The organism is Methanobacterium formicicum (assembly GCF_029848115.1).
GTDB lineage: Archaea > Methanobacteriota > Methanobacteria > Methanobacteriales > Methanobacteriaceae > Methanobacterium > Methanobacterium formicicum.
Window position 1 is genome coordinate 1 of record NZ_JARVXG010000054.1, and the last position, 26,072, is coordinate 26,072.

Annotated in this window: 21 protein-coding genes and 1 tRNA gene; 7 read left to right on the forward strand and 15 right to left on the reverse strand. The window is 43.6% G+C overall.

Annotated features, from left to right (window positions below; all coding sequences use genetic code 11):
• Positions 1 to 122: 122 nt before the first annotated feature.
• Complete coding sequence (locus QC759_RS08775; protein ID WP_048071901.1) at positions 123 to 2,129, forward strand: copper-translocating P-type ATPase; 2,007 nt, start codon at positions 123 to 125, stop codon at positions 2,127 to 2,129.
• Between the two features lie 89 nt (positions 2,130 to 2,218).
• Here the strand turns inward: QC759_RS08775 and QC759_RS08780 are convergent, their stop codons facing one another.
• Together QC759_RS08780 and QC759_RS08785 are read right to left on the reverse strand one after the other, a co-directional pair.
• On the reverse strand, positions 2,219 to 3,643 hold the full coding sequence (locus tag QC759_RS08780) for an RDD family protein (RefSeq protein ID WP_048071900.1): 1,425 nt from the start codon (positions 3,641 to 3,643) through the stop codon (positions 2,219 to 2,221).
• Between the two features lie 281 nt (positions 3,644 to 3,924).
• A tRNA-Ser gene (locus tag QC759_RS08785) sits at positions 3,925 to 4,008 on the reverse strand.
• 206 nt (positions 4,009 to 4,214) lie between these two features.
• Here QC759_RS08785 and QC759_RS08790 point away from each other — a divergent pair.
• Complete coding sequence (locus QC759_RS08790) at positions 4,215 to 6,203, forward strand: heavy metal translocating P-type ATPase (protein WP_048071899.1); 1,989 nt, start codon at positions 4,215 to 4,217, stop codon at positions 6,201 to 6,203.
• Between the two features lie 40 nt (positions 6,204 to 6,243).
• Here QC759_RS08790 and trpD read toward each other — a convergent pair whose 3' ends face one another.
• The 7 genes from trpD to trpE are packed head-to-tail and all read right to left on the reverse strand — an operon-like array spanning position 6,244 to position 12,793.
• Positions 6,244 to 7,293, reverse strand: a complete 1,050-nt coding sequence (trpD, locus tag QC759_RS08795; protein WP_048071898.1) for an anthranilate phosphoribosyltransferase — start codon at positions 7,291 to 7,293, stop codon at positions 6,244 to 6,246.
• Positions 7,294 to 7,305: 12 nt separating this feature from the next.
• On the reverse strand, positions 7,306 to 8,127 hold the full coding sequence (gene trpA, locus QC759_RS08800) for a tryptophan synthase subunit alpha (RefSeq protein ID WP_048071897.1): 822 nt from the start codon (positions 8,125 to 8,127) through the stop codon (positions 7,306 to 7,308).
• On the reverse strand, positions 8,124 to 9,305 hold the full coding sequence (trpB, locus tag QC759_RS08805; RefSeq protein ID WP_048071896.1) for a tryptophan synthase subunit beta: 1,182 nt from the start codon (positions 9,303 to 9,305) through the stop codon (positions 8,124 to 8,126). The genes trpA and trpB overlap by 4 nt, the downstream gene beginning before the upstream one ends.
• Positions 9,305 to 10,015, reverse strand: a complete 711-nt coding sequence (locus QC759_RS08810) for a phosphoribosylanthranilate isomerase (RefSeq protein ID WP_048071895.1) — start codon at positions 10,013 to 10,015, stop codon at positions 9,305 to 9,307. Before QC759_RS08810 ends, trpB begins: the two co-directional genes overlap by 1 nt.
• A 14-nt stretch (positions 10,016 to 10,029) precedes the next feature.
• Positions 10,030 to 10,851, reverse strand: coding sequence for an indole-3-glycerol phosphate synthase TrpC (trpC, locus tag QC759_RS08815; RefSeq protein WP_048071894.1), 822 nt, complete (start codon positions 10,849 to 10,851; stop codon positions 10,030 to 10,032).
• Positions 10,848 to 11,426 (reverse strand): anthranilate synthase component II, encoded by a 579-nt coding sequence (locus QC759_RS08820; RefSeq protein ID WP_048071893.1) that lies wholly within the window; start codon positions 11,424 to 11,426, stop codon positions 10,848 to 10,850. Before QC759_RS08820 ends, trpC begins: the two co-directional genes overlap by 4 nt.
• The gene (trpE, locus tag QC759_RS08825; protein WP_048071892.1) at positions 11,423 to 12,793 is read right to left on the reverse strand and encodes an anthranilate synthase component I; all 1,371 of its coding nucleotides are present in this window, start codon (positions 12,791 to 12,793) and stop codon (positions 11,423 to 11,425) included. Before trpE ends, QC759_RS08820 begins: the two co-directional genes overlap by 4 nt.
• 228 nt (positions 12,794 to 13,021) lie before the next feature.
• On the opposite strand from trpE, the gene trpY reads away from it, so the two are divergent.
• Positions 13,022 to 13,525, forward strand: a complete 504-nt coding sequence (trpY, locus tag QC759_RS08830; protein WP_048071891.1) for a TrpY family transcription regulator — start codon at positions 13,022 to 13,024, stop codon at positions 13,523 to 13,525.
• Between the two features lie 158 nt (positions 13,526 to 13,683).
• Here the strand turns inward: trpY and QC759_RS08835 are convergent, their stop codons facing one another.
• Positions 13,684 to 13,935, reverse strand: coding sequence for a HypC/HybG/HupF family hydrogenase formation chaperone (locus QC759_RS08835; protein WP_048071890.1), 252 nt, complete (start codon positions 13,933 to 13,935; stop codon positions 13,684 to 13,686).
• A gap of 207 nt (positions 13,936 to 14,142) precedes the next feature.
• Between QC759_RS08835 and QC759_RS08840 the strand changes: the two genes are divergently transcribed.
• Entirely contained in the window at positions 14,143 to 15,441 is a 1,299-nt protein-coding gene (locus QC759_RS08840) for an FAD-dependent oxidoreductase (RefSeq protein ID WP_048071889.1), read from the forward strand.
• A gap of 21 nt (positions 15,442 to 15,462) precedes the next feature.
• Here QC759_RS08840 and QC759_RS08845 read toward each other — a convergent pair whose 3' ends face one another.
• Together QC759_RS08845 and QC759_RS08850 are read right to left on the reverse strand one after the other, a co-directional pair.
• Complete coding sequence (locus tag QC759_RS08845; protein ID WP_048071888.1) at positions 15,463 to 16,512, reverse strand: glycosyltransferase; 1,050 nt, start codon at positions 16,510 to 16,512, stop codon at positions 15,463 to 15,465.
• Between the two features lie 154 nt (positions 16,513 to 16,666).
• The gene (locus tag QC759_RS08850) at positions 16,667 to 17,479 is read right to left on the reverse strand and encodes a TrmB family transcriptional regulator (protein WP_048071887.1); all 813 of its coding nucleotides are present in this window, start codon (positions 17,477 to 17,479) and stop codon (positions 16,667 to 16,669) included.
• Positions 17,480 to 17,650: 171 nt separating this feature from the next.
• On the opposite strand from QC759_RS08850, the gene QC759_RS08855 reads away from it, so the two are divergent.
• Both QC759_RS08855 and QC759_RS08860 read left to right on the forward strand, forming a co-directional pair.
• Positions 17,651 to 18,403 carry an ABC transporter ATP-binding protein gene (locus tag QC759_RS08855; protein ID WP_048071886.1) on the forward strand — a complete coding sequence of 251 codons (753 nt, stop codon included), beginning with the start codon at positions 17,651 to 17,653 and terminating at the stop codon, positions 18,401 to 18,403.
• A gap of 1 nt (position 18,404) precedes the next feature.
• Positions 18,405 to 19,472, forward strand: coding sequence for an ABC transporter permease (locus QC759_RS08860; RefSeq protein ID WP_279845572.1), 1,068 nt, complete (start codon positions 18,405 to 18,407; stop codon positions 19,470 to 19,472).
• Positions 19,473 to 19,725: 253 nt separating this feature from the next.
• On the opposite strand, the gene QC759_RS08865 is transcribed toward QC759_RS08860, so the two are convergent.
• From QC759_RS08865 to QC759_RS08875, 3 genes are all read right to left on the reverse strand, one after another.
• A complete protein-coding gene (locus QC759_RS08865; RefSeq protein ID WP_048071885.1) occupies positions 19,726 to 23,052 on the reverse strand; it encodes a DUF11 domain-containing protein in 3,327 nt (1,108 codons plus the stop codon).
• Between the two features lie 399 nt (positions 23,053 to 23,451).
• Positions 23,452 to 24,372, reverse strand: a complete 921-nt coding sequence (locus QC759_RS08870) for a cell wall biosynthesis protein (protein WP_048071884.1) — start codon at positions 24,370 to 24,372, stop codon at positions 23,452 to 23,454.
• Between the two features lie 28 nt (positions 24,373 to 24,400).
• Positions 24,401 to 25,462, reverse strand: coding sequence for an mRNA surveillance protein pelota (locus tag QC759_RS08875; protein WP_048071883.1), 1,062 nt, complete (start codon positions 25,460 to 25,462; stop codon positions 24,401 to 24,403).
• A 209-nt stretch (positions 25,463 to 25,671) separates the two neighbouring features.
• Between QC759_RS08875 and QC759_RS08880 the strand changes: the two genes are divergently transcribed.
• On the forward strand, positions 25,672 to 25,992 hold the full coding sequence (locus QC759_RS08880) for a hypothetical protein (RefSeq protein ID WP_048071882.1): 321 nt from the start codon (positions 25,672 to 25,674) through the stop codon (positions 25,990 to 25,992).
• The last annotated feature ends 80 nt before the right edge of the window (positions 25,993 to 26,072 follow it).

Genomic DNA, 26,072 nt, shown 5'->3' on the forward strand with positions numbered 1-26,072 from the left:
TTAGGTAATATATTACCTAAAGAGTGGGATGTGATATATAAACTTTGTGATCTACAAACAAAAAAACCATAAGATCTGTTGACCATAAAATTACCTAAGATACATTAGGGGTGGGTGCATCAATGGAACATTCTCATTCAGAACATGAAATGGAACAAGAAATGAAAAAGAAACACGACGATCATGATCATCACCATATGATCGCTGATTTTAAACGGCGTTTCTGGGTATGTCTGGTTTTAACTATTCCCATTGTATTTTTAACACCGCACATACAGCATGTTCTGGGTATCAAAGACTTCATTGCCTTTTATGGAGACACTTATGTGCTGTTCTTTTTATCTTCCGTGGTCTATTTTTACGGTGGTTATCCCTTCTTCAAAGGCATGTACCGTGAATTAAAGTCACGAATGCCCGGGATGATGACCCTAGTGGCAGTGGCCATTACCACCGCTTATATCTACAGTAGCGCCGTGGTCCTGGGACTTAAAGGTGAAATCTTCTTTCTGGAACTGGTTACCCTGATTGATATCATGCTCTTGGGGCACTGGCTGGAAATGCGTTCGGTTAGGGGTGCATCCCGGGCACTGGAGGAACTGGTAAAACTCTTACCTTCCTCCGCCCACAAAATAATGCCTGATGGGGAGACCATGGACATTCACCGGGACCAGCTGGAGGTGGGTGATCTGATTCTGGTTAAACCCGGGGAGAAAATCCCGGCAGATGGTCAGATCATCCAGGGTGAGACCAGTATCAATGAATCCATGCTCACCGGTGAATCACAGCCCGTTTATAAACAAGTGGGGGATGAGGTTATCGGGGGGTCCATCAATGGAGATGGCTCTCTTCAGGTGGAGATAATGAAAACCGGGAAGGATTCATTTCTATCCCAGGTTATCAACCTGGTGGAAGAGGCCCAGTCCAGCCAATCCAGAACACAGAATCTGGCGGACCGATTTGCCATGTACCTGACACTGATAGCACTTACCGGAGGATTCATAACCCTGGTCACCTGGATGATACTAACTGGACAGGATCTGGCCTTTTCCCTGGAAAGAGCAGTGACGGTGATGGTAACCACCTGCCCCCATGCACTGGGGCTGGCCATACCCCTGGTAGTGGCAGTTTCCACAGCACTGTCTGCCAGTAACGGATTGTTAATTAGAAACAGGACCTCCTTTGAAAAAGCCCGTAACATAGATGCCATTATCTTCGATAAAACCGGCACCCTGACCCAGGGAGAGTTTGGAGTTACCCAGGTCATAGCCCTAGACGATCTTAACCCGGAGGAAATTCTGAAGTACGCTGCATCCCTGGAGTCCCATTCAGAACATCCCATTGCCCGGGGAGTGGCTGCAGAGTTAACTGACCACTTACCAGTGGAAAATTTCAGCTCAATCCCTGGAAAAGGTGTAGAAGGGGTGATTCTGGGAAATGAAGTGAAAATTGTAAGTTCGGGATATCTAAACGAGTTAGGCTTTAGACTGGATAATACGCAGGTTGATGAATTATTATCTCGGGGTAAAACCACAGTTTTTGTAATTATCAATGGACAGCTCAAGGGGGTAATTGCCCTGGCGGACATCATCCGTCCCGAATCCAAGGAAACTGTTTCCCGGTTCAAAAAAATGGGTGTTAAGTGTCTCATGATAACCGGGGATAAACAGGAAGTAGCAGAATGGGTTTCTACAGAACTGGGCCTTGATCAATATTTTGCCGAGGTTTTACCGGAAGAAAAAGCCAAAAAAGTTAAAGAAATACAGAAAGAAGGTTATACCGTGGCCATGACAGGTGATGGCATCAACGATGCCCCTGCTCTGGCCCAAGCTGACGTGGGAATAGCTATTGGAGCAGGGACGGATGTGGCGGTGGAAACTGCGGACATAGTACTGGTGCGCAGTAACCCCCTGGATGCCCTCTACATAATTCAGTTGGCTCGTTCCACCTACCGGAAGATGGTGGAAAACCTGGTTTGGGGTGCCGGTTACAATATATTCGCCATCCCACTGGCTGCAGGAGTTCTATCTGCATATGGTATTATTCTAACCCCCGCCATGGGGGCAGTGTTAATGTCAGTCAGTACCATCATTGTGGCGGTCAACTCCCGGTTTTTGAAGGTGGAAAAATGATCATCTAATTTAGGTCTTTTAAACTTTTTCAAGATCTTCTTTTATGATCTAATACCTATTTCCAAGATATAAGGTCATAATCTGCACAGTTAACCCCATATTACTATGGTTTCGGCGGCCATATCTCCCATTCTCTGTTTTTCATCTGATTTGGCACTAACTATTAAACCCAATAAACCCGGTAAAATAAAGGGAAACAGGTCAGCAATCAACATAACATTCCTTAAAATACTCTGACGGTAACTAATTGGTTTTAGAGTATATTCGTCAACAACCCTCAACCCAGTAATCATTTTACCAACGGTTTTCCCATTTTTTTCCATTAAAACCGGATAAACAAAAAATATTAGTGTAGAAAGGATGAGCCAGACACCGGAGGCTAATCCCGGGCTGAAAGAATAGGGGTTTAGGTAAACCATTAGGAAAATCACCCCCATTAACACCAGGGACACGATGGTGAGGAGAGTAAGATCAATTAGAAAAGCCAAAACCTTGCGGGGAGTGGAAGCATACTCTATAAGTAAGGGTTCTCCGCATTCCCGGCAGTAGTTGGCTATTTCGGGGTTGATGGTTTTACAGTTAACACATTGGATTTCCGTGGCCACTGGATAAGGATCGCTCAACCGCCAGTGGGTTTTAAATATTAACGACAGTTTGTCTTTTTTCCCCCAAAATACTAGGGCTAATAGGATGAAGGGTAGAATGAAGTAGGGTACACCCAGTGATGTTCCAGAGGTTAACAGGGAGGGATAGTCACCTAAAAAGCTCAGACCGTTTCCTAAAGAGGTAACAATGATGTTGTTAGCTATGTGGGTGCCAATGGCAGTTTCCAGTCCGTTTTCTCCCAGGGTGATGATGCCCAGTACCATTCCCAAGATGAACATGTTAAATACTGATGATAATCCACTGGTAAAAGTCTGCCCATTCCCTAAATGACCTATTGCAAACAGAACTGATGTTGCAAAGATGGCTATTAATGGTTTGCGGGTTAAAAGTCCAATTCCCTGTAGGAGATACCCTCTGAAGAATATCTCTTCAAAGGAGGCCTGTATGGGGAATATAATCAGGCTCAATAGGAGTAATATAAAAAATGGCCAGTTAAATGTTAGATTAACTGTTGTGGGACTTAACAGAACATCCACCATCAGGGAAAATCCTAAAATAAGTGACCATAGGCCGGCACCCTTTAACATCCTCCTCCAGTTGAAATGGGAATCAGGGGTAATCATGTCTAGAAGTTTTTTCCCCTGGATTAGGCGGGAACATGCGTAAAAAAGTGCAAAGGCCAAGGCATAATATATCCCTAAAAATACCAGAAAAACCAGTGGATTATCTCTTATCCATGTTTCAGCATTAATTTTTGTATCAAATGGATAGCTGAAGATAAGCACGGGGATTAACATTATTAACAGGAGTAGGACAGGACCTATCCAAGTAATGATAAGATTCAGAAGATATCTCCACCACTGGTTTTTGCCCAGATAGGCGTTGTCTAAAAAGGTTATTCTATCCATGATAACCTAACCAATTCATCTTTTTATGGGATATAAATGTTTAATAAGGGACTTAAGGACTTATCTAATAGGTATTAAATTGAATCCGGCACAGGTTTGTCCTAAGGTATATGTTTCCTAACTATAGAACACATTGTAATATCCATTTAATATATATTAATATTTTGATAGTTTGTGGATCGGTATTTCTAGGGGATAATCCTGAGAAGAAATGTGAAAAAATAGGGATATATCCTTAAATTCATCTTTAAAAACTAGAACTGGTTTAAATTTAATTTTAGCGCCGGGACTGGGATTTGAACCCAGGGTGAGCACTGCTCATAGGATTTCGAATCCTACGCCTTACCTGACTAGACTATCCCGGCAATTGCACTACTTAAATTGAACCCTATCCCCATTAATATTTTTGGTTCTTGCAAATTTTTGGTTCTTGTCAATCCCAAGATTTATATACTCAATTGAACATCTATTCATATGAACATATGTATTAAAATCTTCGTAAACTTGATTCCAACACCAAATGGATTCAAAAAAATCACCAAGTTAACCAGTTTATATAGAGGAATTTCTCATGTCCAAAGATCAACATAATCAACAGTGTAAAACGGATGAAAACTCGTCTGAAATATGTACCTGCTGCGGGGGAGATGTTTTCCAAGAAAAAGAACCATTATGGAAACAAAAATCCCTAAAAATCATCGTAACCTCGGCCATAATTTTTGCCCTGGGGATAGTGCTGGAGAATCTCCTGGGCCAGGGGCTACTGGCCGAGGTTGCCTTCCTAGCAGTGGTGGCCGTTGCTGGATTTGAAATAATTCAAAGTGCATTTAAGGGATTATTAAAGCTCAGATTCAACATGAGTTTCTTAATAACCATTGCTGCTGCCGGGGCATTCCTTATTGGTCATGGTGAAGAGGGTGCGGCAGTGATGTTTCTGTTCTATGTGGCCGAGTTTTTAGAGGACTATGCCAGTGAAAGAGCACGTAGCTCAATAGCAGCCCTGCTTAAATTGGCACCTGAAACTGCCCATGTTGTTAGAAATGGCGGAGAAATTGAAATACATACTCATGCCGTGGACCTGGGGGAGAAAGTGGTAGTTCGTGCTGGTGACAAGATACCTTTAGATGGATTGGTGGTCAAAGGACAATCCGCAGTGGATCAGTCTCCCCTAACTGGGGAAAGCATGCCCGTCACCAAAAAAGAAGGTGATGAAGTTTTTGCCGGTACCATCAACTGTGAGGGTTACCTGGAAATTATGGTGTCCCGTAAATCAGATGAAACTGTTATATCCCGAATAATAGAACTAGTTCGCCAATCTAAAGATAAAAAATCCAAAACAGAAGCCTTTATTGATAGATTCGCCACTTACTACACTCCCAGTGTTATTCTGGTGGCGGTAACTGTGGCGGTGGTACCACCTTTCTTCCTGGGAATGTCCTTTGAGGAATGGTTCTACCGGGCCCTGGTTTTACTGGTGGTATCCTGTCCCTGTGCCCTGGCCATTTCTACCCCAGTTTCCATGGTTTCAGGGATAACTGCAGCTACTAGAAAGGGTGTTCTCATAAAAGGTGGGGAATATGTGGAGGAAATGAAAAATGTGAAGGCCATGGTCTTTGACAAAACCGGGACATTGACCGAAGGACTCCTGGAAGTAGCAGAGATAGTTCCCTTCAATGGTAATTCCCACCAGGATATCTTGCAACTGGCTGCTTCCCTGGAACTACATTCCAAACATCCCCTGGCCAAAGCCATAGTCAAAAAGGCAGAAGATGAAAATATCCAACTGAAAGACGTTACCAACTTTAAATCCACGGCTGGTGCCGGATTAAAGGGCGAAATTCAGGGAAAAATGTTTTATTTAGGGAATAAAACCTTTATTAAGCAGTTAAATCCTCTAAATGGTGAAGATATTCTGGGTAAAGAGGTCCGGGGAAAATTAAAAGAATATGATTCAGAGGGTAAAACCACGGTTCTCCTGGGAAAGGGACAGGAAATTATGGGATTAATGGTTCTAATGGATCGCATCAGGGATAGTGCCCTGGAGACAGTTACCTTCCTTAAAAACAATGGGATTAAGACCATCATGCTCACTGGAGATAACGAGGGTACTGCCTGCCGGGTGGCCACCCAGTTAGGTCTGGATGAATACCACCATAGTTTACTACCGGAAGATAAGGTGAATAAGATTGATGAACTGGCACAACAATATGGAAATGTGGCCATGGTGGGAGACGGAGTTAATGATGCTCCTGCACTGGCAAAAGCCAATATAGGAATTGCTATGGGGGCAGTTGGTTCAGATGTGGCCATTGAAACCGCCGATGTGGCACTGATGCACGATGATCTATCCCAATTGGAATATCTGGTGAAACTGAGCAGAAAAACCATGGGTGTGGTCCAGCAGAATGTGGTCCTTTCCATTGTGGTTAAAAGTTCATTTGCCCTTTTTGCAGTTCTAGGATTGATCACCCTGTGGATGGCAGTGGGTATCGGGGATATGGGCCTCAGCCTGGCAGTTATACTGAATGCTCTTAGAATTGGTGTGGCTAAGGCATATTAATCTTATTTAGCGCTTCAACCGCAATAAATTAATTTTCAGTTTAACTGCTGTTACTGACCTGGATAAATTCCTGAAGTTTTGCTCTGGCCCTTCCATTCATTACCATTTCCCGGGCCATTATCATTCCCTCTTTAAGATCACCTGCCTTTCCTGCCAGGAAAAGAATTGCACTGGCATTGGCCAGACATATGTTCATTCTGGCCTTTTCGCCAGGGGTGTTATCTTTTCCATCCAGAACATCCCCGGCAATCTGCAGGTTTTCTTCCAGGGTATCCCGGGCCATAATCAATCGTTTGTCAACTGGTTCCAGACCGAAATCTTCCGGATACAGATCAAAAACATTAATCTTCCCTTCCTCCAGGATAGCCACACGGGTTCGACCAATAATGGATATTTCATCCAGTGCCGGTTGGTTATCTTCGTCAAAGCCATGCACTACCATGGCTCGTTTAACCCCTAAATTTTTAAGGACGTTGGCCACGATTTCCACGTATTCCGGGTCGAAAACACCCATAAGATGAATCTCTGGATTTGCAGGAGAAGTCAATGGTCCCAGAAGGTTGAAAACAGTTCTTATCCCCAGTTTTCTGCGCACGCTCATCACGTGTTTGGTTGCCGGGTGGAAGTTGGGGGCGAACATGAAGCCCATACCTGATTTCTCCAGGCAGGTTTCCACGCTGGAGGCATCACCATTGATATTTACTCCCATTGCTTCCAGAATATCCGCACCACCACATTTGCTACTTATTGCACGATTTCCATGTTTGGCAATGGGTACTCCCGCAGCAGCGGCAATTAGTGTGGCTATGGTACTCACATTAAAGGTCTTGAACTGGTCTCCCCCTGTACCACAGGTATCCACCATGGCATCATCTAAATTAGGGTGGACTTTGATGGAAACTTCACGCATGGCCTTGACAAAACCGGTTATTTCGACAGGATCCTCACCTTTGGTGGTTAATGCCGCCAGAAATGCTGCCATATCCACATCACTGGCATCACCACTCACCATTTCCATCATACAATTGTAGGCTTCATCTTCACTTAGGTTATGCCCGGAAACTACTTTATTCAAACACTCGGCAATCATTTAACTAAAACCTCAATCTATTTTTTTAGTTGCTTCCTTGAGCTTTTGGCAGAATTCTGCGATTTTCCTCTTCATAATCTCCTTATCCTGGAGATTTTCAGTTATTATGTCCAGTATGGCACTGGCCACAATAGCTCCATCTGCCCCGGCCCTGATCACGTTAGTAACATGTTCTGGTTTGGAAATACCAAAACCAACACTTAAAGGCAAGTCAGTGTGGTTTCTAACCCTCTTTATTAGGTCCACGGTACTGGTCTTTAGATCTCCCCGGGCACCGGTAACCCCCATAACGGCCACTACATACAAAAATCCCTCACAAAGATTGGAAATTTTTTCTAAGCGTTCATTACTGGTGGTCTGGGCCGCCATGAACACCTGTTGAACTCCATACTTTTTAGAGGCAGTAATTGCGTCTTTGGATTCTTCAGGGGGTAAATCCGCTGCCAAAATAGCGTTAACTCCACTTTCGTGGGCAGTTTTATAGAACTGGTCAACACCCATCTGGTAAATCAGGTTGTAGTACACCAGCAGGCCAATGGGTATGGAAGTGAATTCTCTGATCTTTCGGATGAATTCAAATCCCCTCTGGGTGGTCATGCCTGCCTGAAGTGCCCTTAAATCTGCTTCCTGAACTGTGGGACCGTCAGCAACCGGGTCACTGAAGGCAAATCCTATCTCCAGGGCATCGGCACCATTTTCCACAAAGATTCTCACGATCTCCAGGGATGTATCAAAATCAGGGTCTCCAGCCACGATAAAAGGAATGAATCCTCCCTCATTTTTGGATTTAACCCGCATGAACATTTCCTGATAACTTTCTGGTTTAAAACTCATACTTCCACCCCCATTTCACTGGCAACCAGGAACATATCCTTGTCCCCTCGTCCGGAAAGGTTAACCACAATAGTTTTACCTTTATTTTCAGGCATTTTAGCATATTTTTCAGCATAAGCCACAGCATGGGAGCTTTCAAGAGCAGGAATAATACCTTCATATCGTGATAATAATTCAAAACCACGAAGTGCCTCTTTATCAGTCACCGCTACGTAGTTTGCCCTTCCACTGCTGTGGAGGTAGGCGTGTTCTGGACCCACTCCCGGGTAATCCAGGCCAGCAGATACTGAATGGGCTTCCGATATTTGTCCATCGTTATTTTGAAGAACGAAGGAAAATGATCCGTGGAGTATTCCCTCGGTACCTTTACATAAGGTTGCCCCGGTACGAGGTGTTTTGATTCCATCCCCTCCTCCTTCCACTCCAATTAGTTCCACCGCTGCATCATCCACGAATCCGGAAAAGATTCCAATAGAATTACTACCACCACCAACACAGGCGATAACTGCATCAGGAAGTTCACCCTCTTTTTCCAGTATTTCAGCCCGGGCTTCTCTACCTATGACGCTCTGGAAGTGTTTAACCATGGTGGGGTAGGGATGGGGGCCCATGGTAGTACCAATCAGATAGTGGGTGTTTTCCACACTGGAGGTCCAGTCCCGGAAAGCATCATTTATCGCATCTTTAAGGGTTTTTGAACCAGCATCAACTGGTAAAACCTTAGCTCCAGAAAGTTCCATCCTCAGAACATTCAATTTCTGTCTTTCCACATCGTTGGATCCCATGTAAACCTCTACTGGAATTCCCAGGAGGGATCCCACTACTGCCGTGGCAATGCCATGTTGGCCAGCACCAGTTTCAGCGATTAACCTGGTTTTACCCATATATTTAGCTAAAAGTCCCTGTCCAATTGTGTTATTTATTTTATGCGCCCCAGTATGCAACATATCCTCCCTTTTAAGGTAGATTTTGCACCCTAATTTTTCTGAAAGGTTACGGGCATAGTACAGGGCAGTGGGTCGTCCTGCAAATTCTTTCAGGTAATAATCCAGTTCCTGGTTGAATTCTTTATCATCCTTGTATTTCAGGAAAGCCTTCTCCAGCTCCTCCAGGGCAGGTATCAGGAGTTCTGGAACGAATATTCCTCCGTATTTGCCAAATTTTCCATTATTTATCATCAGATCACCTTAATTTCCATTAAATCCTTAATTTTAGCCGTGTTTTTAACTCCTGGTTCATCTTCGACTCCGGAGTTCACATCTACAAAGTCAAAAAAGTTATCCAGGGTTTTTAGTTCACTTTCGATCCTATTTTTATTCATTCCTCCGGCAAGGAAGAGTTTCAAATCAGGATTGCAGTTTTTTGCTATTTTTGCAGCTTCTGTAGCAGTTTCAAGTGGGATATGCCTTCCAGTTCCCCCGGTCTTCCCTTCAATTTCCGAGTCAAAAAGAAGACCATCACAGACCCGAGCAAAATCCTGAATTTCCCTAATTTTTTGAGAATTAAGTTTTTCAGATAATCCCAGAGCCCTAATAACTGTTAAATCACTTTTATACTTTTTAACCGGATCAATGCATTTGTTCTGTTTGTTTTTAGTTTGATAATGCTTTTTTAACTTAATTATATCCTCAGTTGAAAGTGAATGAAGTTGCACCTTCATTAAACCTGTATTTTCTATTCTTTCCTGAGCATCCGCCATGTTTTCCGGTTCAATTACAAGCACCGCCTTGTTCTGGTCCTTCATGGATGATGTTAAATCCTTTATCTTCCCGGTTTTAACCAGTCGTTGGGATCTTTCAATATTTATAAACCCAATTAAATCTGCACTGGTATTTTCACAGGTTAAAAGGTCTTTCTTTCGGCATATTCCGCAGATTTTAATGTTCATATCCTAACCTTTACCTAAACCTGGAAATTTCCAGTAGTTACAGGGTTGTCTCCAGATATTACGGAATTACCTGCATTTACCAGTTGTTTAACCTTTTTGTGGATGTTAGAAGAGGTCATGATGCTGCTTCCTACTAAAATAGCGTTTACTCCAAATTGGGATAGTAATTTGACATCTTCCGGGGTTTTCACCCCACTTTCTGACACCAGGGTAATATTGGAGGGGATGAAACTGGCCAATTTTTCTGTTCTTCCCAGATCAATACTGAAATCATTGAAATCACGATTATTCACTCCAATTATTTCAGCCCCTGCTTTGATGGCTATTTCTATTTCCTCACGGGTTTTACATTCCACCAGGGCGTCCAGATCCAGGTAGTTACAAAGTTCTATCCCTTCACCAAGATCAGGATATACACCCGCCATTAAAAGAACAGCACTGGCACCGTAGGCCCGGGCCTCGTAGATCTGATAGGGATCCAGGATGAAATCCTTACGAAGCAGGGGGAGTCTGGTTATTTTACAGGCCATCTTCAGGTTATCAATGTTACTTTTGAAGAATGATTCTTCAGTCAGTACACTAACTGCACTGGCTCCTCCTTCTTCAAACTGTGGAATCACATCTCCCACGGTTAGCTGGCTGATTTCACCAAGGGATGGAGATGCCGGTTTGTATTCACAGATAATAGAAACCTCGTATTCTTTATTTAATGATTTTTTAAAGTCGGTTCGAAGTTTAACCCGTTTTATGTTTTCTTTCAAATCAGAAAGGGGTTGATATTTTTTCCTTAACTCCAGTACCCTTTGCCTTTCCGTGATTATGTCCGTAAATTTCATGAGAAATCCATCTCCAGAAAATTTTTCATGATCCTCCGGCCTTCGGTGGTCCCCACGGACTCTGGATGAAATTGGAGGCCAAATATGGGATAATTCTGATGTTTAATGGCCATTATTATTCCATCATCAGTTTCAGCCAGTATATCCATGGAGGGAGGGGTACTATCTCTTTTACAAACCAGAGAATGATATCTCGCTGCCTGCAGGGGACTTTCAACCCCCTGAAACATGCCTGTATTCTGGTGATATATCATGGCCTGTTTCCCGTGGACGGGTTCAGTCCTGGTGATTTCACCACCAAATGCACTAAAAATTCCCTGATGCCCTAGACATACACCTAATACTGGAACTTCCTGTCCCATCTCCAGTATGGTTTCTCTGCTAACACCGAAGTCCCTCTCGTTTTCCGGGTTCCCGGGGCCGGGAGATATTATGATACGTTCCGGTTGCAGGGTTTTGATTTCTTCTATGGTTATTTCATCGTTTCTAAAAACACGAATATCCTCTTCAAATTCTCCCACCAGTTGATAGAGGTTGTAGGTGAAAGAATCATAGTTATCAATTATGAGAATCATTTAGCCTCACCTGCCATGTTCAATGCACTCAGAAGTGCCTGGGCTTTATTTTCACATTCATGGTACTCGGTGGTGGGAACTGAGTCATGGACTATGCCGGCCCCGGCCTGAATCTTTCCATGGTCTCCGTCGCAGACCAGGGTTCTTATGGTAATGGCAAAATCAGCATTCCCATTTAAGGAGAAATAACCCACTGCTCCGGCATAGGGTCCGCGGGGTATTCCTTCTAACTGGTTTATTATTTCCATGGCTCTTATTTTGGGGGCTCCGCTTAGTGTGCCTGCCGGGAAGATGGAGGCAAATGCATCCACGGCATTTTTGTCCTTCTGCAGTTTTCCCCTCACCTGGGAGACGATGTGCTGTACATGGGAAAATTTTTTAACCTTCATGTACTGGGGCACGTGTACTGAACCGAATTCACTCACCCGACCGATGTCGTTACGGGCCAGGTCAACCAGCATCAAATGTTCGGCTTTTTCCTTTTCATCAGCCAGAAGTTCCCTCTCCAGTTCCTGATCCTGCTGGGGGTTGATGCCTCGTTTTCGGGTTCCGGCTATGGGGTAAGTTTCAATATCCCTTCCTTCCACCCTCATCAGCATTTCCGGACTGGAGCCAATGATTTCTCTTTCACCCAGCTTCAGATGGTACATGTAAGGAGAAGGGTTGATGTTGCGGAGAGTTTCATAGAAAGAAAGTCTATTTCCCTTAATAACATATTCACGAGCGTTTGAAATAACGCATTGGAATATTTCACCAGCTTTTATCAGTTCTTTAGTATCTAAAACCATTTTTTGATATTTATCCTGTGAAAAGTGGTGGTTTTCTTCCTGGAAAGTGAGACATTCCTCTTCCAGGTCTCCATTATCAATTTCTCTGATCTCTTCCAACCGGTCTTCGCCCAGTGTCACGTATTCGCACTTGTTTTGGAGCCGGTCGAAAATCACCGCGTCCAGGAAGAGTCCAAATTCATAATCAGGGAATCTTCCCTCCTGCACCGGTACCGGTTCAAAGTACTTCACGGCTTCGTAGGAGACGTATCCCACCAGTCCTCCCTGGAATCCCTTTTTATTGCTTCCGTTTCCAATGAGATCCTTTATCTGGTTGAAGGGGTTGGGTGTTTCAATTTCCTCGGTTCCATCTTCCTTTATGATTTCAAGAATTCCGTGGTGAGCCTTGAGGGTTGCTACTGGGTTGAATCCCAGAACTGAGTACCGTGCCAGTCCACTGTCACTTTCCATGGACTCCAGTAGGAAACTGCTGGGATATTTGCTGTATACTTTTTTAAACAGTTCAAAGGGAGCATCGAAGTCAATTTTAGTCCTTTTTGCTTCTTTATTTTTCAAATCATATTCGCCAAAAACATTCACTGCCTTGCATGGTTTTCACCTTTCTTCTGTCATTGTTATACTTTATAGTACTATTTAAATCTTTAGTGTACAAATATGTACATAAAACTAATTATATGGGCAATGCCAAATCATGAATAAAGTTGCTGTCATGGATTTAGGGCTATCTATCCAGAAATTGAAAAGGGATGTAAGTAGTTTGATCTGTAATAATAAGGTAAGGGCGCAAAATGGCAAGGTGATTAGTTAATGTGGGACCGTATTAAACATAAATTCGAGAAATTCCCTGCTAGAATGGGAGTGGCCCGAAAAATCGTGGAGTTAGGACTTAGGGTAGGTCCGAATGGGAAGATCTACTGTGGTGATGTAGAGATAAGTGATGTGGCCCTTGCCCGGGGAACTGGTGTTGACCGCAGGTCCATCCGCTCCACAGTGGAGGTTATAATGGAAGATCCGGAACTGGCATCCATATTTGCCAATATATTCCCGGCCGGAGCACTCCTGAAAAATGTGGCCAGTGATCTTGGTTTTGGAGTGGTTGAAGTGGAAGCACAGGCAGGCACACCGGGCATACTGGCCAAAGCCACCCAGTTAATATCACAGGAGAATATAAGCATCAGACAGGCCCATGCTGGAGACCCTGAACTGGAAGAAAACCCTAAATTAACCATAATCACGGAAAAACCAGTTAAGGGGGAAATGATCCAGAAGTTTCTGGACATACCGGGGGTTAAAAGGGTGTCAATTTATTAAGAGATCCCTTTACCGATCCCATTTTACCGAGATCCTTAAGAGTAGATATTCTTTTAAAAATTAGGTATCCATTGAAATCAATACCCATTAAAATTAAAATAAGATAAGAGTTAATAAAAATTAAAATTAGAATAGAAGATGATTTAAGGATGAATCATCTACTGATTGTTTTCTTTTTCGGTGCCTTCTTCATCCATAATTTTTAAAAGCTCATCCCAAGCTTCCAGGGATTCCTGAGCCTCTTGATCGGATAAAACTTCTATTGCATATCCGGAATGAACCAGAACGTAACGGCCAACGTCAACATCACTGACTAAGTCCAGCTTAGCCTGTTGTCTTACTCCACCAAAATCTACAGTAGCCACATTATCTTTAATTTCCACTATCTGGGCTGGTGCTGCTATACACACAATTTTCACCTTTTAAATTTATTTAAATAGTTAATACAGTTATTTTTAATTGGGATTGAATCTTCAGGGAATAGTATTAAACCCAGTACTCTTTACAATACCGGGAATAATTTCAGTTATTTATAGATAATCATCACCATATAAATATCTTGGGAATGTTCACTTTCAAAAAATAATTTTAAAACAGTATCTCTAGGGGTTTAGAAAATGAAAATGTTAATTATTGGAGGAGGACCAGCCGGTCGCAGCGCAGCAATGGAAGCAGCACAACTGGATGCAGAAGTCACCCTGATTGAAAAGGAACATGTAGGGGGAACCTGTCTCCACGAGGGGTGTATGGTGGTTTGCGGCTTCAACGATGTGGTACGATTTTACGAGGACTCGAAAAATTACCAGAAACTCGGTATAATCTCCCAGAAACACTCCATTGATTACTCGGAAGTGACCCGGGGGATAAAACAGATCACCGGGAAAATAGCAAATATTTTAAAACACGAAACTCAGCAAACCGGGGTAGAATTGGTAATGGGCGAAGCCACCATTAAGGAAGGGATGGTGGAAGTTAATGGAGATGATTACCCCTATGACAAACTTTTAATCGCCAGTGGCTCCCGGCCGTTTATACCTCCAGTTTCTGGTGTGGAACACGCTTCAACCTATAAAAATGTTCTGGACTGGAAAGAAATTCCCCCAAATCTTAACATAGTGGGGAGTGGAGTGATTGCCACCGAATTTGCCAGTATATTTTCCTCACTGGGCAGTAAAGTTAAAATCCTATGCCGTAACCAGTTTTTAAGCAACATTGATCCGGAATTTAGGGATTACATTGTAAAACACCTTCTCCCGGGTGTCCAAATTCAGGAAAATGTGCAGGTACAGGAAATAACACCAGAAGGAGCATCAACATCCCAGGGTCCTGTGGAAGGGAAGGTATTTCTGGCCACAGGCATGACTCCCAATTCGGAAATAGCAGAGGGTATGGTAGAAATCGGTTCTAAAAAAGAAATCATGGTCAATGAACAGATGAAAACCAGTAATCCTTCAATTTACGCAGCAGGAGATGTGGTGGGCACTGTGGGTAACACTCCGGTGGCCCGTAGGGAAGGGGTGGTTGCAGCCAGGAACGCCTGTGACGTATCAGCTACCATGGACTACCATCTGATACCTCAATCCATAACCCTGTACTATCCAGTCAGTTTTATAGACTCCGGTGCAGAACAATCAGAGGATGAATTCGATGTTCGTATCCGCGGTTCTGCCGGTCCTGGATCATTTTGGCATGCTCTGGATGGGGAAACTGGGTTCACCAAAATATCATCAGACCTTGAAACCAGTGAAATAACTAGGGTATCGTCAATTTCTCCGGCTTCTCGCACCAGCATTCCTTACCTGGCCAAGATGGTGAAAGATGGTTATAAAACCGCAGATTTTGATGATTTTATTGAAACTCATCCTTCAACTGATGCCATTTATAAATTACTCCATTTTCTGTCAAAATATGGATAGAATCAAAACTATATTAAATGTTCATTCATTTTTCATTTTATCGTATATAATGCGAGCTATGTTATCGGAAGCATTCAAAACATCTGCACTGTATTTAAGAGCGTTTTCCTTCAGTTCATCCAGTCTATTAAACGCCTCCCTGGTAACGGAGACTATGTCTTCCAGCTGGCTTTCCAGTACTGCGCCCTTAAAAATCTCGGCTAGATTATGATACCGTCCGTATTTAACTCCTAAAAGAGCGATGATAGGTAACTGGCAGGCGATAGCTTCCTGGATCATCATACCATCATCGGTGAGCACAGCCAGATCCACCACTTTATAGAGGTCCTGGATCCAGTCAATGTACTCCAGGTATATGATGTTATCATCTTTAAGGAGGTCCCGGAATTCTTCTTCTAGGGGTGCTCCAACCACCAGGATATTGGCATCAATACCACTTTTACCCAGTGCTGCTGCACCTTGGACCATTTTTTCAAACAATGTGGAGCCTGAGGATAAGAGAATGGTGGGGCGGGTTTCATCAAATTCTGGGGGTAGTAATTCCAGTGCTTTTTCCCTATCTCCCACTACTATGGTGGAGTCCACTGGGGAATAAGCTTTATGAATGTTTTTATCATTTAAGTCCATCTGGAAAAGGTTGGATTCGGGAAGAGCCACCGTAGTGGTTATTTTAGTACACACCTTGGCATCGGTAGGGGTTATTAGAATACCCACTGAAGGAACTCCCGCCATCTTGGCTCCTAAACATCCTACCACTGCTCCTCCTCCAATCACGCCTACTACTATGTGGGGATGTACTTTTCTTACGAGGCGGGCTGCTTCTAATGCTGCTTTGGATGTTTTAACCGCAGCTTTGGCCAGTGTTTTTTTGGTGGCAGCGTGGCCTCCGGCTTGGGGAATGCTGATCCGGTGCCAGGTCAGGTTATGTTTTTTCAACAGTAAACCCGGTGCACTGTGATCCAGTGCAAATTCACAATCAACATCGTACTTTTCAAGAGCACGGGCTATATTAAGGGCGGTAACTGCATCCCCGCCAATTCCTCTTCCAGTAACTACAAACAGTGCTTTCATTTAAAAAACCATTTTACTATTATTTTAAACTTATGAGAAGATTTTATACATTTCAGATTTTAATTTAGGTTGGGATTTTTAGGATATAATTCTCAGTAAATTTGTCCCCTGATTTATAAATTTTTATTTTTTTTCATCCTAGATAATACTACCCCTATTTATCATTTAAAGACCTTTGGTGATGGAAAGCCTGGCTGAAAAAGTCCATGTTCCATATGAAATCATAGATCCCGGTTATGGTATCTACAAACTCGGCATACTGGTTCCATATACCTATGGCAGTACTAGAAAGGGCCACATCTCCCGATAACTTGCAGAAAGCTATCAACATCTCCTGTCTATCCCTAACTACCAGTTTTATGTAGGGAACTGGGAAAAACTTGATATCCACTGGTAATTCCTCCAGTATCTTCATGGTGGAAACTTCCACATCATCGGTCTTGCAGGCCGGTGAAGTCAGTATCCTGGTGTTAACCCCTCTGTTAAAGGTTTTTTGAAGGGGTTCTTTAAGTTTCAGAGGCTCATCCGGAAACATGAGCCCACCCATTATGAATAAGGATTCTTTAGCCCGGGAAATGATTTCCAGTTCCTTTTTCACTATCTTATCTGGCCCGTGGATAATCCAGATGGGAGCAGGAACCTGAGGGATCTGATTTTCGTAGATCACGTTCAATTCGGCCTCAGCACGTTCCATTTTCATCTTCATTTCATTTCTATTCTTCTCAAAAATTTCGTGGGGAGGGACCACCGTGAAGCACAGGGGTTTTCCCTTCCCTATTTCCAGGAAACCCTTACTGGCCAGGCTTTTAAGGATACTGTAGATTCTGGATCGAGGGACCTGTGATGCCTGGCTGATCTCAGTTGCAGTTCCAGATATTAAGGAATTTAAAGCCACATAAGTCCTTGTTTCATAGTCAGTGAGTCCTAAATTCTGCAATGCTTCCAGTGTTTCTCTACTTACCACCATGGATTTCACCTGAGATTGATTATTAAACTATTGTTTCATTTTATACTACTTTAGTGACAAAACATATAAAAGTTGGCTAAGTAAGATCACTAAACGCAGGATAACACTCTAAATAGTTTTACAACCTGCATAACATTCTAATAATCTAAAATTTGGGTAAGGGAGGAAAATATGAATCAACAAAGTGAACTGGCCATAGAAACAAGGGGGCTCAGCAAACAGTATGGAAACTTCACCGCAGTTAACCATCTGGATCTGAAGGTGAAAAAAGGAGAAATATATGGCCTTTTAGGCCCCAATGGTGCGGGAAAAACCACCCTCATTAAAATGCTGTGCAGCATTCTACATTCTACCCGTGGAAAAGCCCGGGTTCTGGGAGAAGAGATACCAGATGGAAATGTAGTCTCCAGTATAGGGTACATGCCCCAGGAAACTGGTGTTTACATGGGACTTACTGTGGATCAGAACCTCAAATTCTACGGACGGGTGTTCAACTTGGATAAGGAGGAAATGGAAAAAAGAGAGGATGAACTTTTAAAATTCGTGGCCCTGGAGGACTGGAAACATGAAATGGTGGAGAACCTCAGTGGAGGGATGAAACACCGGGTTTCCTTAGCCTGCACCCTCATACACCAGCCGGAACTACTGTTTCTGGATGAACCCACCGTAGGGGTTGATCCCGAGCTGAGGGTATCCTTCTGGAACTACTTCTACCAGTTACGCCAGAAAGGGGTAACTATCCTCCTCACCACTCATTACATGGATGAAGCCCGTAACTGTGACCGCATAGGCTTCATGCAGCACGGTCACCTCATAGCCGAGGACACACCCTCAAAACTCCTGGAAGAAAGTAGAACAGATTCCCTGGAGGATGCCTTCCTGGTGTTCTCCCGGAGTGATAAAAAATCAGGGGATGGGTGTTAAAATGAAATTTTATCGTATAATGGCGGTTAGCCGCCGTGTATTCCGTGACGTGGTCAATGACAAGCGCAGCCTGGCCATGCTGTTTCTGGCCCCCATATTTGCCATGTGCGTCTTTGGACTGGCCTTCAGTGGTGATGTGGAGGATGTGAATGTGGTAATTGTCAACCAGGATCAGGGATACACCCCACCTCTGGGAAACACCACCTACCTCTCCCAGACCATAATTTCCCACCTGGACACCAAGGTCTTGAATATCCAGACCATGGATAATGTGGAACAGGCCCGTCAGCAGGTGATGGATGGTAAGACATCAGCGGTGATCATATTCCCGGAGAATTTCACCCAGAACGCCATTATGGCCACCAAAAATGCATCAGCGGGAAGCAGTGCCGAGATCATAATTCAGGGTGATGACACCATTCCCAACATTAAAAATGCCATACTCAAATCAGTCAGTGATGCCCTTACCGAAACCATGTCGGAGGAAGGAGTGAATTCACCACTTAAAGTTACCTCTGAACCCATTTATGGTCAGGATGCTGAGTTCATTGATTTCTTTGTACCGGGGATTCTGGCCTTCGTGGTTTACCTCCTCACCACCATCTTAACCCTCATCACCTTTGTGGGGGAGAGAACCAGCGGCACCCTGGAACGTGTACTGGCCAGCCCGGTTACTGAGGGCGAAGTGGTGACGGGTTACGCCATTACCTTTGGTACCCTGGGTGTTATACAAGTAACAATACTCCTGGTGATTGCCCTGGTGGTATTTAATATAATAGTGGTGGGAAACGTGCTCCTGGCTTTCTTGGCAGTTGCTATACTGGCTGTCACCTGCCAGGCACTGGGAATACTCCTATCCAGCCTGGCTAAACGGCCAGAACAGGCTATACAATTTTTCCCCTTTGTGGTGCTGCCTGCATTCCTACTTTCAGGAGTATTCTGGCCAATACAGGCGATACCTGAATGGTTAAGGCCATTTTCTTACTTGGTACCTCCCACTTATGCCGTGGATGCCTGCCGGGCAGTGATGCTCAAAGGTTGGGGCCTAGAAAAAATATGCCTGATCTAGCTGCCCTGGTAATATTCGCCGTACTGTTCCTGGGCCTGGCTGTATGGTCCCTGAAACGAGGTAAGAAGTAATTCAGACCCTTTATTTTTTTTTATTTTTAATTTTCTTTATTTCAATTTTCTTTTGAAAAGGTAAATCTTAAGATAAGTATGTTAAGGTAATTACTGGAATATTAACTCATTAAATCAAAAACAGAACTAATTAAATCAAAAAAATAGGTAAGGGGATATTTTCATATCCCAATTGTCTTTTTTTATCGGCGTTTTGACACGAACAATCCACCTAAAACCATTAACACGGCTAATAATAACTGTGCTATTGGTGCTCCGGTATTTTGCATACCAATGGTGTTAGTTGCGCCATTTACCACTACTGGGTCTTCCTGGGCATTTACAGTTATGCTCTGGATGTGAATGCTGAGGTCGTAGGTATCCGTGGTAAGTCTTGGTGTGAAAACAAAGTTTCCTGCACTGAGTACTTTAACCCTAATCTGTAAGGTAGGATCTCCTACCACCACATCTCCCAGTGTCCAGGTTATGGTCCGGGTTAGTGGGTCGTAGGTAACTGTTCCCTGGTCCACAAAGAGCACATCCACGTACTCCATACCTGCTGGAATAGGTAAAGTAAATACCACATTCCGGGCAGTGTCTGGTCCATTGTTACCCACCTTGAAGGTGAGGGTTATGTTTTCACCCACAACGGGGTTGTTTTTACTGGCCCAGCTGTTTATGTAAAGACTAGCCAGGGGCACGTAAATAGCGGTGTTGGTACCATTGGCAGTGGATGGGTATTCGGTGTAAGTTGCGTTGGCAGTGTTAACTATGCCTGCAGGCACACCAGCCATTTCTGCGTTTACCGTGGCTACGAAGGTCCGGATAACATCCGGTGCACCGTAGTTAAGGTTGAATGCAGCCCAGGTTATGGTCCGGGTCAGTGGGTCGTAGATTCCACCATCACTGGCTGATACAAAGTCTAGACCGGCGGGTAACACGCTGGTTAAAACCACGTTGGTGGCGTTATCTGGACCAGCATTGTGTACGGTTATGATGTAGGTTACATTATCGCCCACATCAGCCTGATGGTTCACGGTGTTGTCAGTTATGTCCACAGAGACCATGGATGCCGGATCCACATTCAGGGTGGCGCTCCGGTTAACTTCATCCTGGGGATAAACTGACTGGGTCAGTGTAGCCGTGTTGTTAAAGAATCCAGTTGCGTTGACCAGGGCTAAGATGTCCAGATAAACTCCACCAGTGGAACTGGATAAACCATTTATAATCCACAATCCAGTGGTGGGATCATATTCTCCCGCATTGAGTGTGTGGGACTGGTAAACCAGGCCTTCTGGTAAGAGATCATGGATACTTACATCAGTTACATCCGGACCACTGTTTTGCACCGTTATTATGAAGTGAATCAGATCGCCATAGTTCGGAGTGCTGTCAGACACTGATTTGGTGAAATCTAAAACTGCCCGCGGTTCTACATTTTGATTAACGGTTACAGTCTGATCATCCACGGTTACAGTGAATGTGGCCATTCCGGAAGACGTTGGCGAGTAATTTGTTGGTGCTTGACCATTTAGGGTATTCTGTGGTGTGTTAACAGTTCCTCTGGTTGCCGTGAAAATAGCTTCAACACCATTAGGGATGTATCCCCCTACGGGGTTACCATCACTGTTCAGGGTAAGGTCACCTATAATCTGTACAGGTATACCATTGTAGATGGGGTTAGGTACAATTAAGCGTAGTATTACCCAGGGATTAGCGTCCACTCCGGAGGATACTCTTCCTGCAGCAGATGGGCTGCTGTTTTCAAAGTTAGTACCCCACCAGTTGTTTTCAGCGTTAACACTTATTCCATTGTAACTGGCAATATCCGGTAAGGTGTTGTTCAGGATCCGATTGTAGTTTACGGATGAGGTAACTGCAGTTGCGGCGTAAATTGCACCACCTGTACCATTATTTCCAATAGTACCGGCGTTTCCATTAACACCACCATCTCCTGACCCTTTTAAACCTCCGGTTCCTCCGTTAGCTGGAGTGCCCATGTGGTTGTCAGTCAGGTTGTTACTGGTAACTTCCAGGTAGGTTCCGCTGTGGTAGATACCGGCTCCAGAACCGGAGTTTCCACCAGTGCCACCGTTTCCACCGTTACCGGAAGGAACGTATATCCAGTGATAAATCCACCAATATCTCCATCGGTCACTACCCTGACCTCCGTTTCCACCAGTACCTCCGTTTCCACTTCGGTTGGAAGTTACTGTGGATTCATTGAGGAGTAGATAGTTGGAATTGAAGACTCCACCACCGTTTCCACCGGCACCTCCTTGGCCACCGTTTCCACCAGTGAATGGTTCTGTTCCTAGTTCACCGGAATTACCGCCGTTTCCACCTTCTCCACCGTTACCAGCTTCATTGTTGGAAATTTCGGTTCCGTAGATTTCCAGGTGGTTGGTGTTGTAGATTGCTCCACCAGAACCACCAGTACCTCCATTGTGTCCGGTGTAACCATTACTTAGTAATCCACCATCACTTCCGTCAGCTCCACTACCACCGTTACCAGCGGTGTTGGAATTGATATGGGAGTCGGTTATGGTTGCAGTTCCGGTGTTGTAGATTGCTCCACCGTTTCCACCTAAACCACCGGTCCCTCCAATGATCACCTGGTAACCACCTGCACCAGCGTCACCAGCGAAGTTGTTATGAATTTCACTATCGTCGGTTATGGTCATGGTTCCGGTGTTGTAGATTGCTCCACCGTCTCCTCCGTTACCACCATCACCCAGTATTACACCATCCCCCCCGTTACCGGCGCGATTGTTGTAGATTTCGCTATTTACAATGTTGAGGATTCCGGTACTGTAGATTGCTCCACCGTTACCTCCCTGGAAACCATTGGAATGAGTGATAGGAACTCCATCAGTCCCATCTCCGGCCCGGTTATTGTAGATCTCACAGTCGGTTATGGTTGCAGTTCCGGTGTTGTAGATTGCTCCACCGTTACCACCAATACCTCCATAATCCCAGGCACCACCATCTCCAGCCTGGTTATTTCTTAGGACACAGTCGGTAAGGTACAGTGTACCTTCATTGTAGATTGCTCCACCATTGTATCCGTCAGGATGTAGGGTGGTTCCATCAGAAGCATGACCATTTTGGAAAGTGATGTTGTAGAAGTACACGGTGTAACCTGGTGCAATGTAGACCAGTCTATTGTTAGAACCCTGTATAGTTGCGGTTCCACCGTTCGCCACGGTGAAATTGAGGTTTTTGGCGATTGTAAAGTCGGTTAGTGTGAATACTCCGTTTTCTTCCAGTTCAATGGTATACATCTGGGTGCTGGTACCAGTTGCAGCGTTACTGTAGGCTTCTTGGATCGTGGTATAGGAACCAACCAGATTTCCATTTTCATCGTACAATCTGGGGTCAGGTAAAGTTGCGGAAGAGCCATTATTGGAATCATTCAAAACAGTTGTGAGTGATGATCCCTCAGTTGATCCATCTGCCGCAGAAACAGTTCCGATAGCTGCCAGTGAAAATACCATTACTAAAAGAAGTAAACTAATTTTTTTGTCCAATTTTTCACCTCCTTCTTTGTTCACGTTAAATTTAACGTGTAGATTACTTCGTTATTCAGACATTGGAGAAGTATAGTTATTAATTACTATTGCTCTCCAATTGTAATTTTGTTCACATATAATTAAACCTTTCTAAATTTATTTATTGTGACGATTATCACATATTAACCAGAGGATTTTTATAAAACGTATGATTTATACTGAATATTACCTTTTACAGATAAAGAACATGGGATAAATCATCATAAGATAGTTCAACCGGACTTAGGATTCACCTAATTGAATAAAAATTATTAATGGTTCAAAATATTAAAAAAAGGGAATTCTATGAACTATTTCTTAGATTGTGCCTAAAATTAAATTAAATAAAGGGGGATAAATCTAAAATTTCATTAAGGCTCAAGTGGTGTGGGGATTATAGAAAAGCCTTCTTAAACCCAAAATAATTAATAAATTATGTTTTACTGTTATCTGCCTTTGTTTAAGTATAATTCCACGCAAAAGATCCCCTAAACCTCCTCCAGTCAGGACATCCATAAGTAAATCCCCAAATCCGGGATTTTGGATTTGCAGATTATTTTCCAGGAAGTTTTTAAGGTTGTCACGTCTTAAGAATGCTATAAGGAAGGAAGTAATTAATAGGAGAACCAGTACTACTAAAAATACTCCTAAGCTTCCCCATCCATGGAAATGGGCTACATTGATTCCCAGTAGGGTGTAAAGTATTCCTAAACCCACGGCAAAGGAATGATTACCCACTTCGCCCATCATTATCTTTCCCTGATAATCAAGTGGGGAGTATCCCAGAACTACGGCCAGTATAATCAGTGCCAGGGAATAAGGATTTCCAGTGGTAAGGTAGAGTAGAATGGTCATTAGGGTACTCATTACTATCACGGTGGAGGTCGCAGTTCCCGGTTGCATGTCGGCAATGTTCAGGGGCTGGACCATCAGGGCAATGAGGATAGAAACCGGGCCAAAGAAAAAATATCCGATCACCATGACCAGAATCATCCCTACGCCTCTTGAAAGTTGACCCAGCTCAAATGGAAGTCCCTTAATCCTTTTTCTACCAATTAAATCATCTATAAAGGCAAAAAAACCAATTAATCCTATTAAATAGTTCCCTGGGGGTGGGAAAAATAATAAAAGAACTATCAGGGGGGCTATTCCCACAGCACGGGGAGTTCCTCCTCGTATAGGTGTGTAAAGGTTGCCACCTATCCAAGTGAATAGCTTCTGGAAGAAGGGGGTTAAAATAAGTGAGAGAAAGAAGGCTATTATCAACAGGGTTAGGCTTGAATTTACTCCAATGTTCATTTAACTACCTTTTTGTTGTTTATTATTTTTATTTCAATGCATACCTTAATAAGGCTGCTAACCCGCCTAAAGCACTTAACTGCTTCCCACCATCATGTTCGCTGCTTAAAACCATGACCTTTCCCCCCAGGTTTTCAGCCAGATCCATGATCTTCTCCACATCTTCTTCTCGCAGTAATTCATCGATAACCAGCAATTCCTCTATGGCACCAGCTTCGGCGGCAGTTTTAACTTCTTTTTTCCCGTAGGTCACCAGGTGGGAACCTTTCCCAATCTCTTCCAGAACCCGGGCCATCATCCGTATTTCCTGGGCTATACGGCCCTCGGTGGCCATCTCTTCCAGAATACCCTTCTGCAACACCTCATGGATCCCGGACCTTCCTCCGGCCCCGGTGCTTTCCAGCCGGGAAATACGGGTAATATCCGGATATTTCTGGCTTATAAATTGATAAAAGTCATTTTTACCGAACCCAGGCCCGGCAATGACCATTCCTTCAATTCCCTCAAACTTTTTAATGGTGCTCACAATTTCCTCGTAAAAATTGTTAATAACCTGTTGCCGGTTTTTCTGTACCATTCTCTTCCCGGAGATCCCTCCAATTATTGGTCCGTAATATTCCACCCCGTACTGGCGGAGGATACCCATATCTGCATTATCGTCCTCAATTACCACCACCAGTGCCTTTGGAATTTTAGAGGCTTCTATGGCTTCTTTGATCCTTTTCCGGTGCCATCGTGACCATCTTTCCTTCTGTATCTTCACCGAGTTGTTGAGCTTCAAATCCAGGGTGTGATGTGAGCCCAGGGAAACCAGGTCTTCCGGTCCCTTCTCAATAACTCCTTTAGCTCGTAGTTTCCCGGTATACTTATGGAAGTTAATACTCTCCACCCTTATGCCCATGAAAAATGTTTTTTTAATACCGCGGTCACTGCGCAGGCGTTCTCCAGTGGTATCCTGTATACGGCGGGTGGTTCGCGATGAAACCAGATCTCCTGGTTCTATAATGTGAGAAAGGTGCCAGAGATCATCCAGAGTTTCTGGAAATAGTTCGATAATTCCTCTTTTGGCATCTTGATGAACTATGCGCATTTTTTAATATCCTCTATAACTTATGGTGATGAATTTCCTAAATTTTTACGTAAAATAATTTTTTATGATGTGGATTACCCTATATTTTCTTATTTTAGGTTTAAATCTTTTCTTTACATCCTAATTTTCTGGTACTTAACTCATAAGTTTTTTACTTTTAATCATAACTTATATATAAAAGGTATTACATATTCAGGGGTGGTGATTAAATGGACAACCGGCTAAAAAACAAGATAAAAGAAACCCTGGAAAATGTAAAACCGTGGCAAAGGGTCCCCACATCCATTGAGGGTGTTTTTCTGATAAAGGCACCTACCCGGGGGGATCAGGAAAGCATAATGGTAGAAATAAACCCATTGGATGAGTTTGGTCGCCCTATAAAACGTAGAGGTATATTTATACAACAAAAAATCCAGTTAGAAAGGTTTTTAGAGGTCATGCAGGAATCACGGCTCATGGAATTTATGGAGACCCTGGATTCCATGGCGGGAAGTGCAGAAAAGGAGAAGGTAGGAACACTGGAAATCTAGCATCCCTAAAATATTAGGGGAAGATCCCTCCAATTCCAGGAAATATGAAAAATTTAATATCCCTCCTATTTAATAGATAA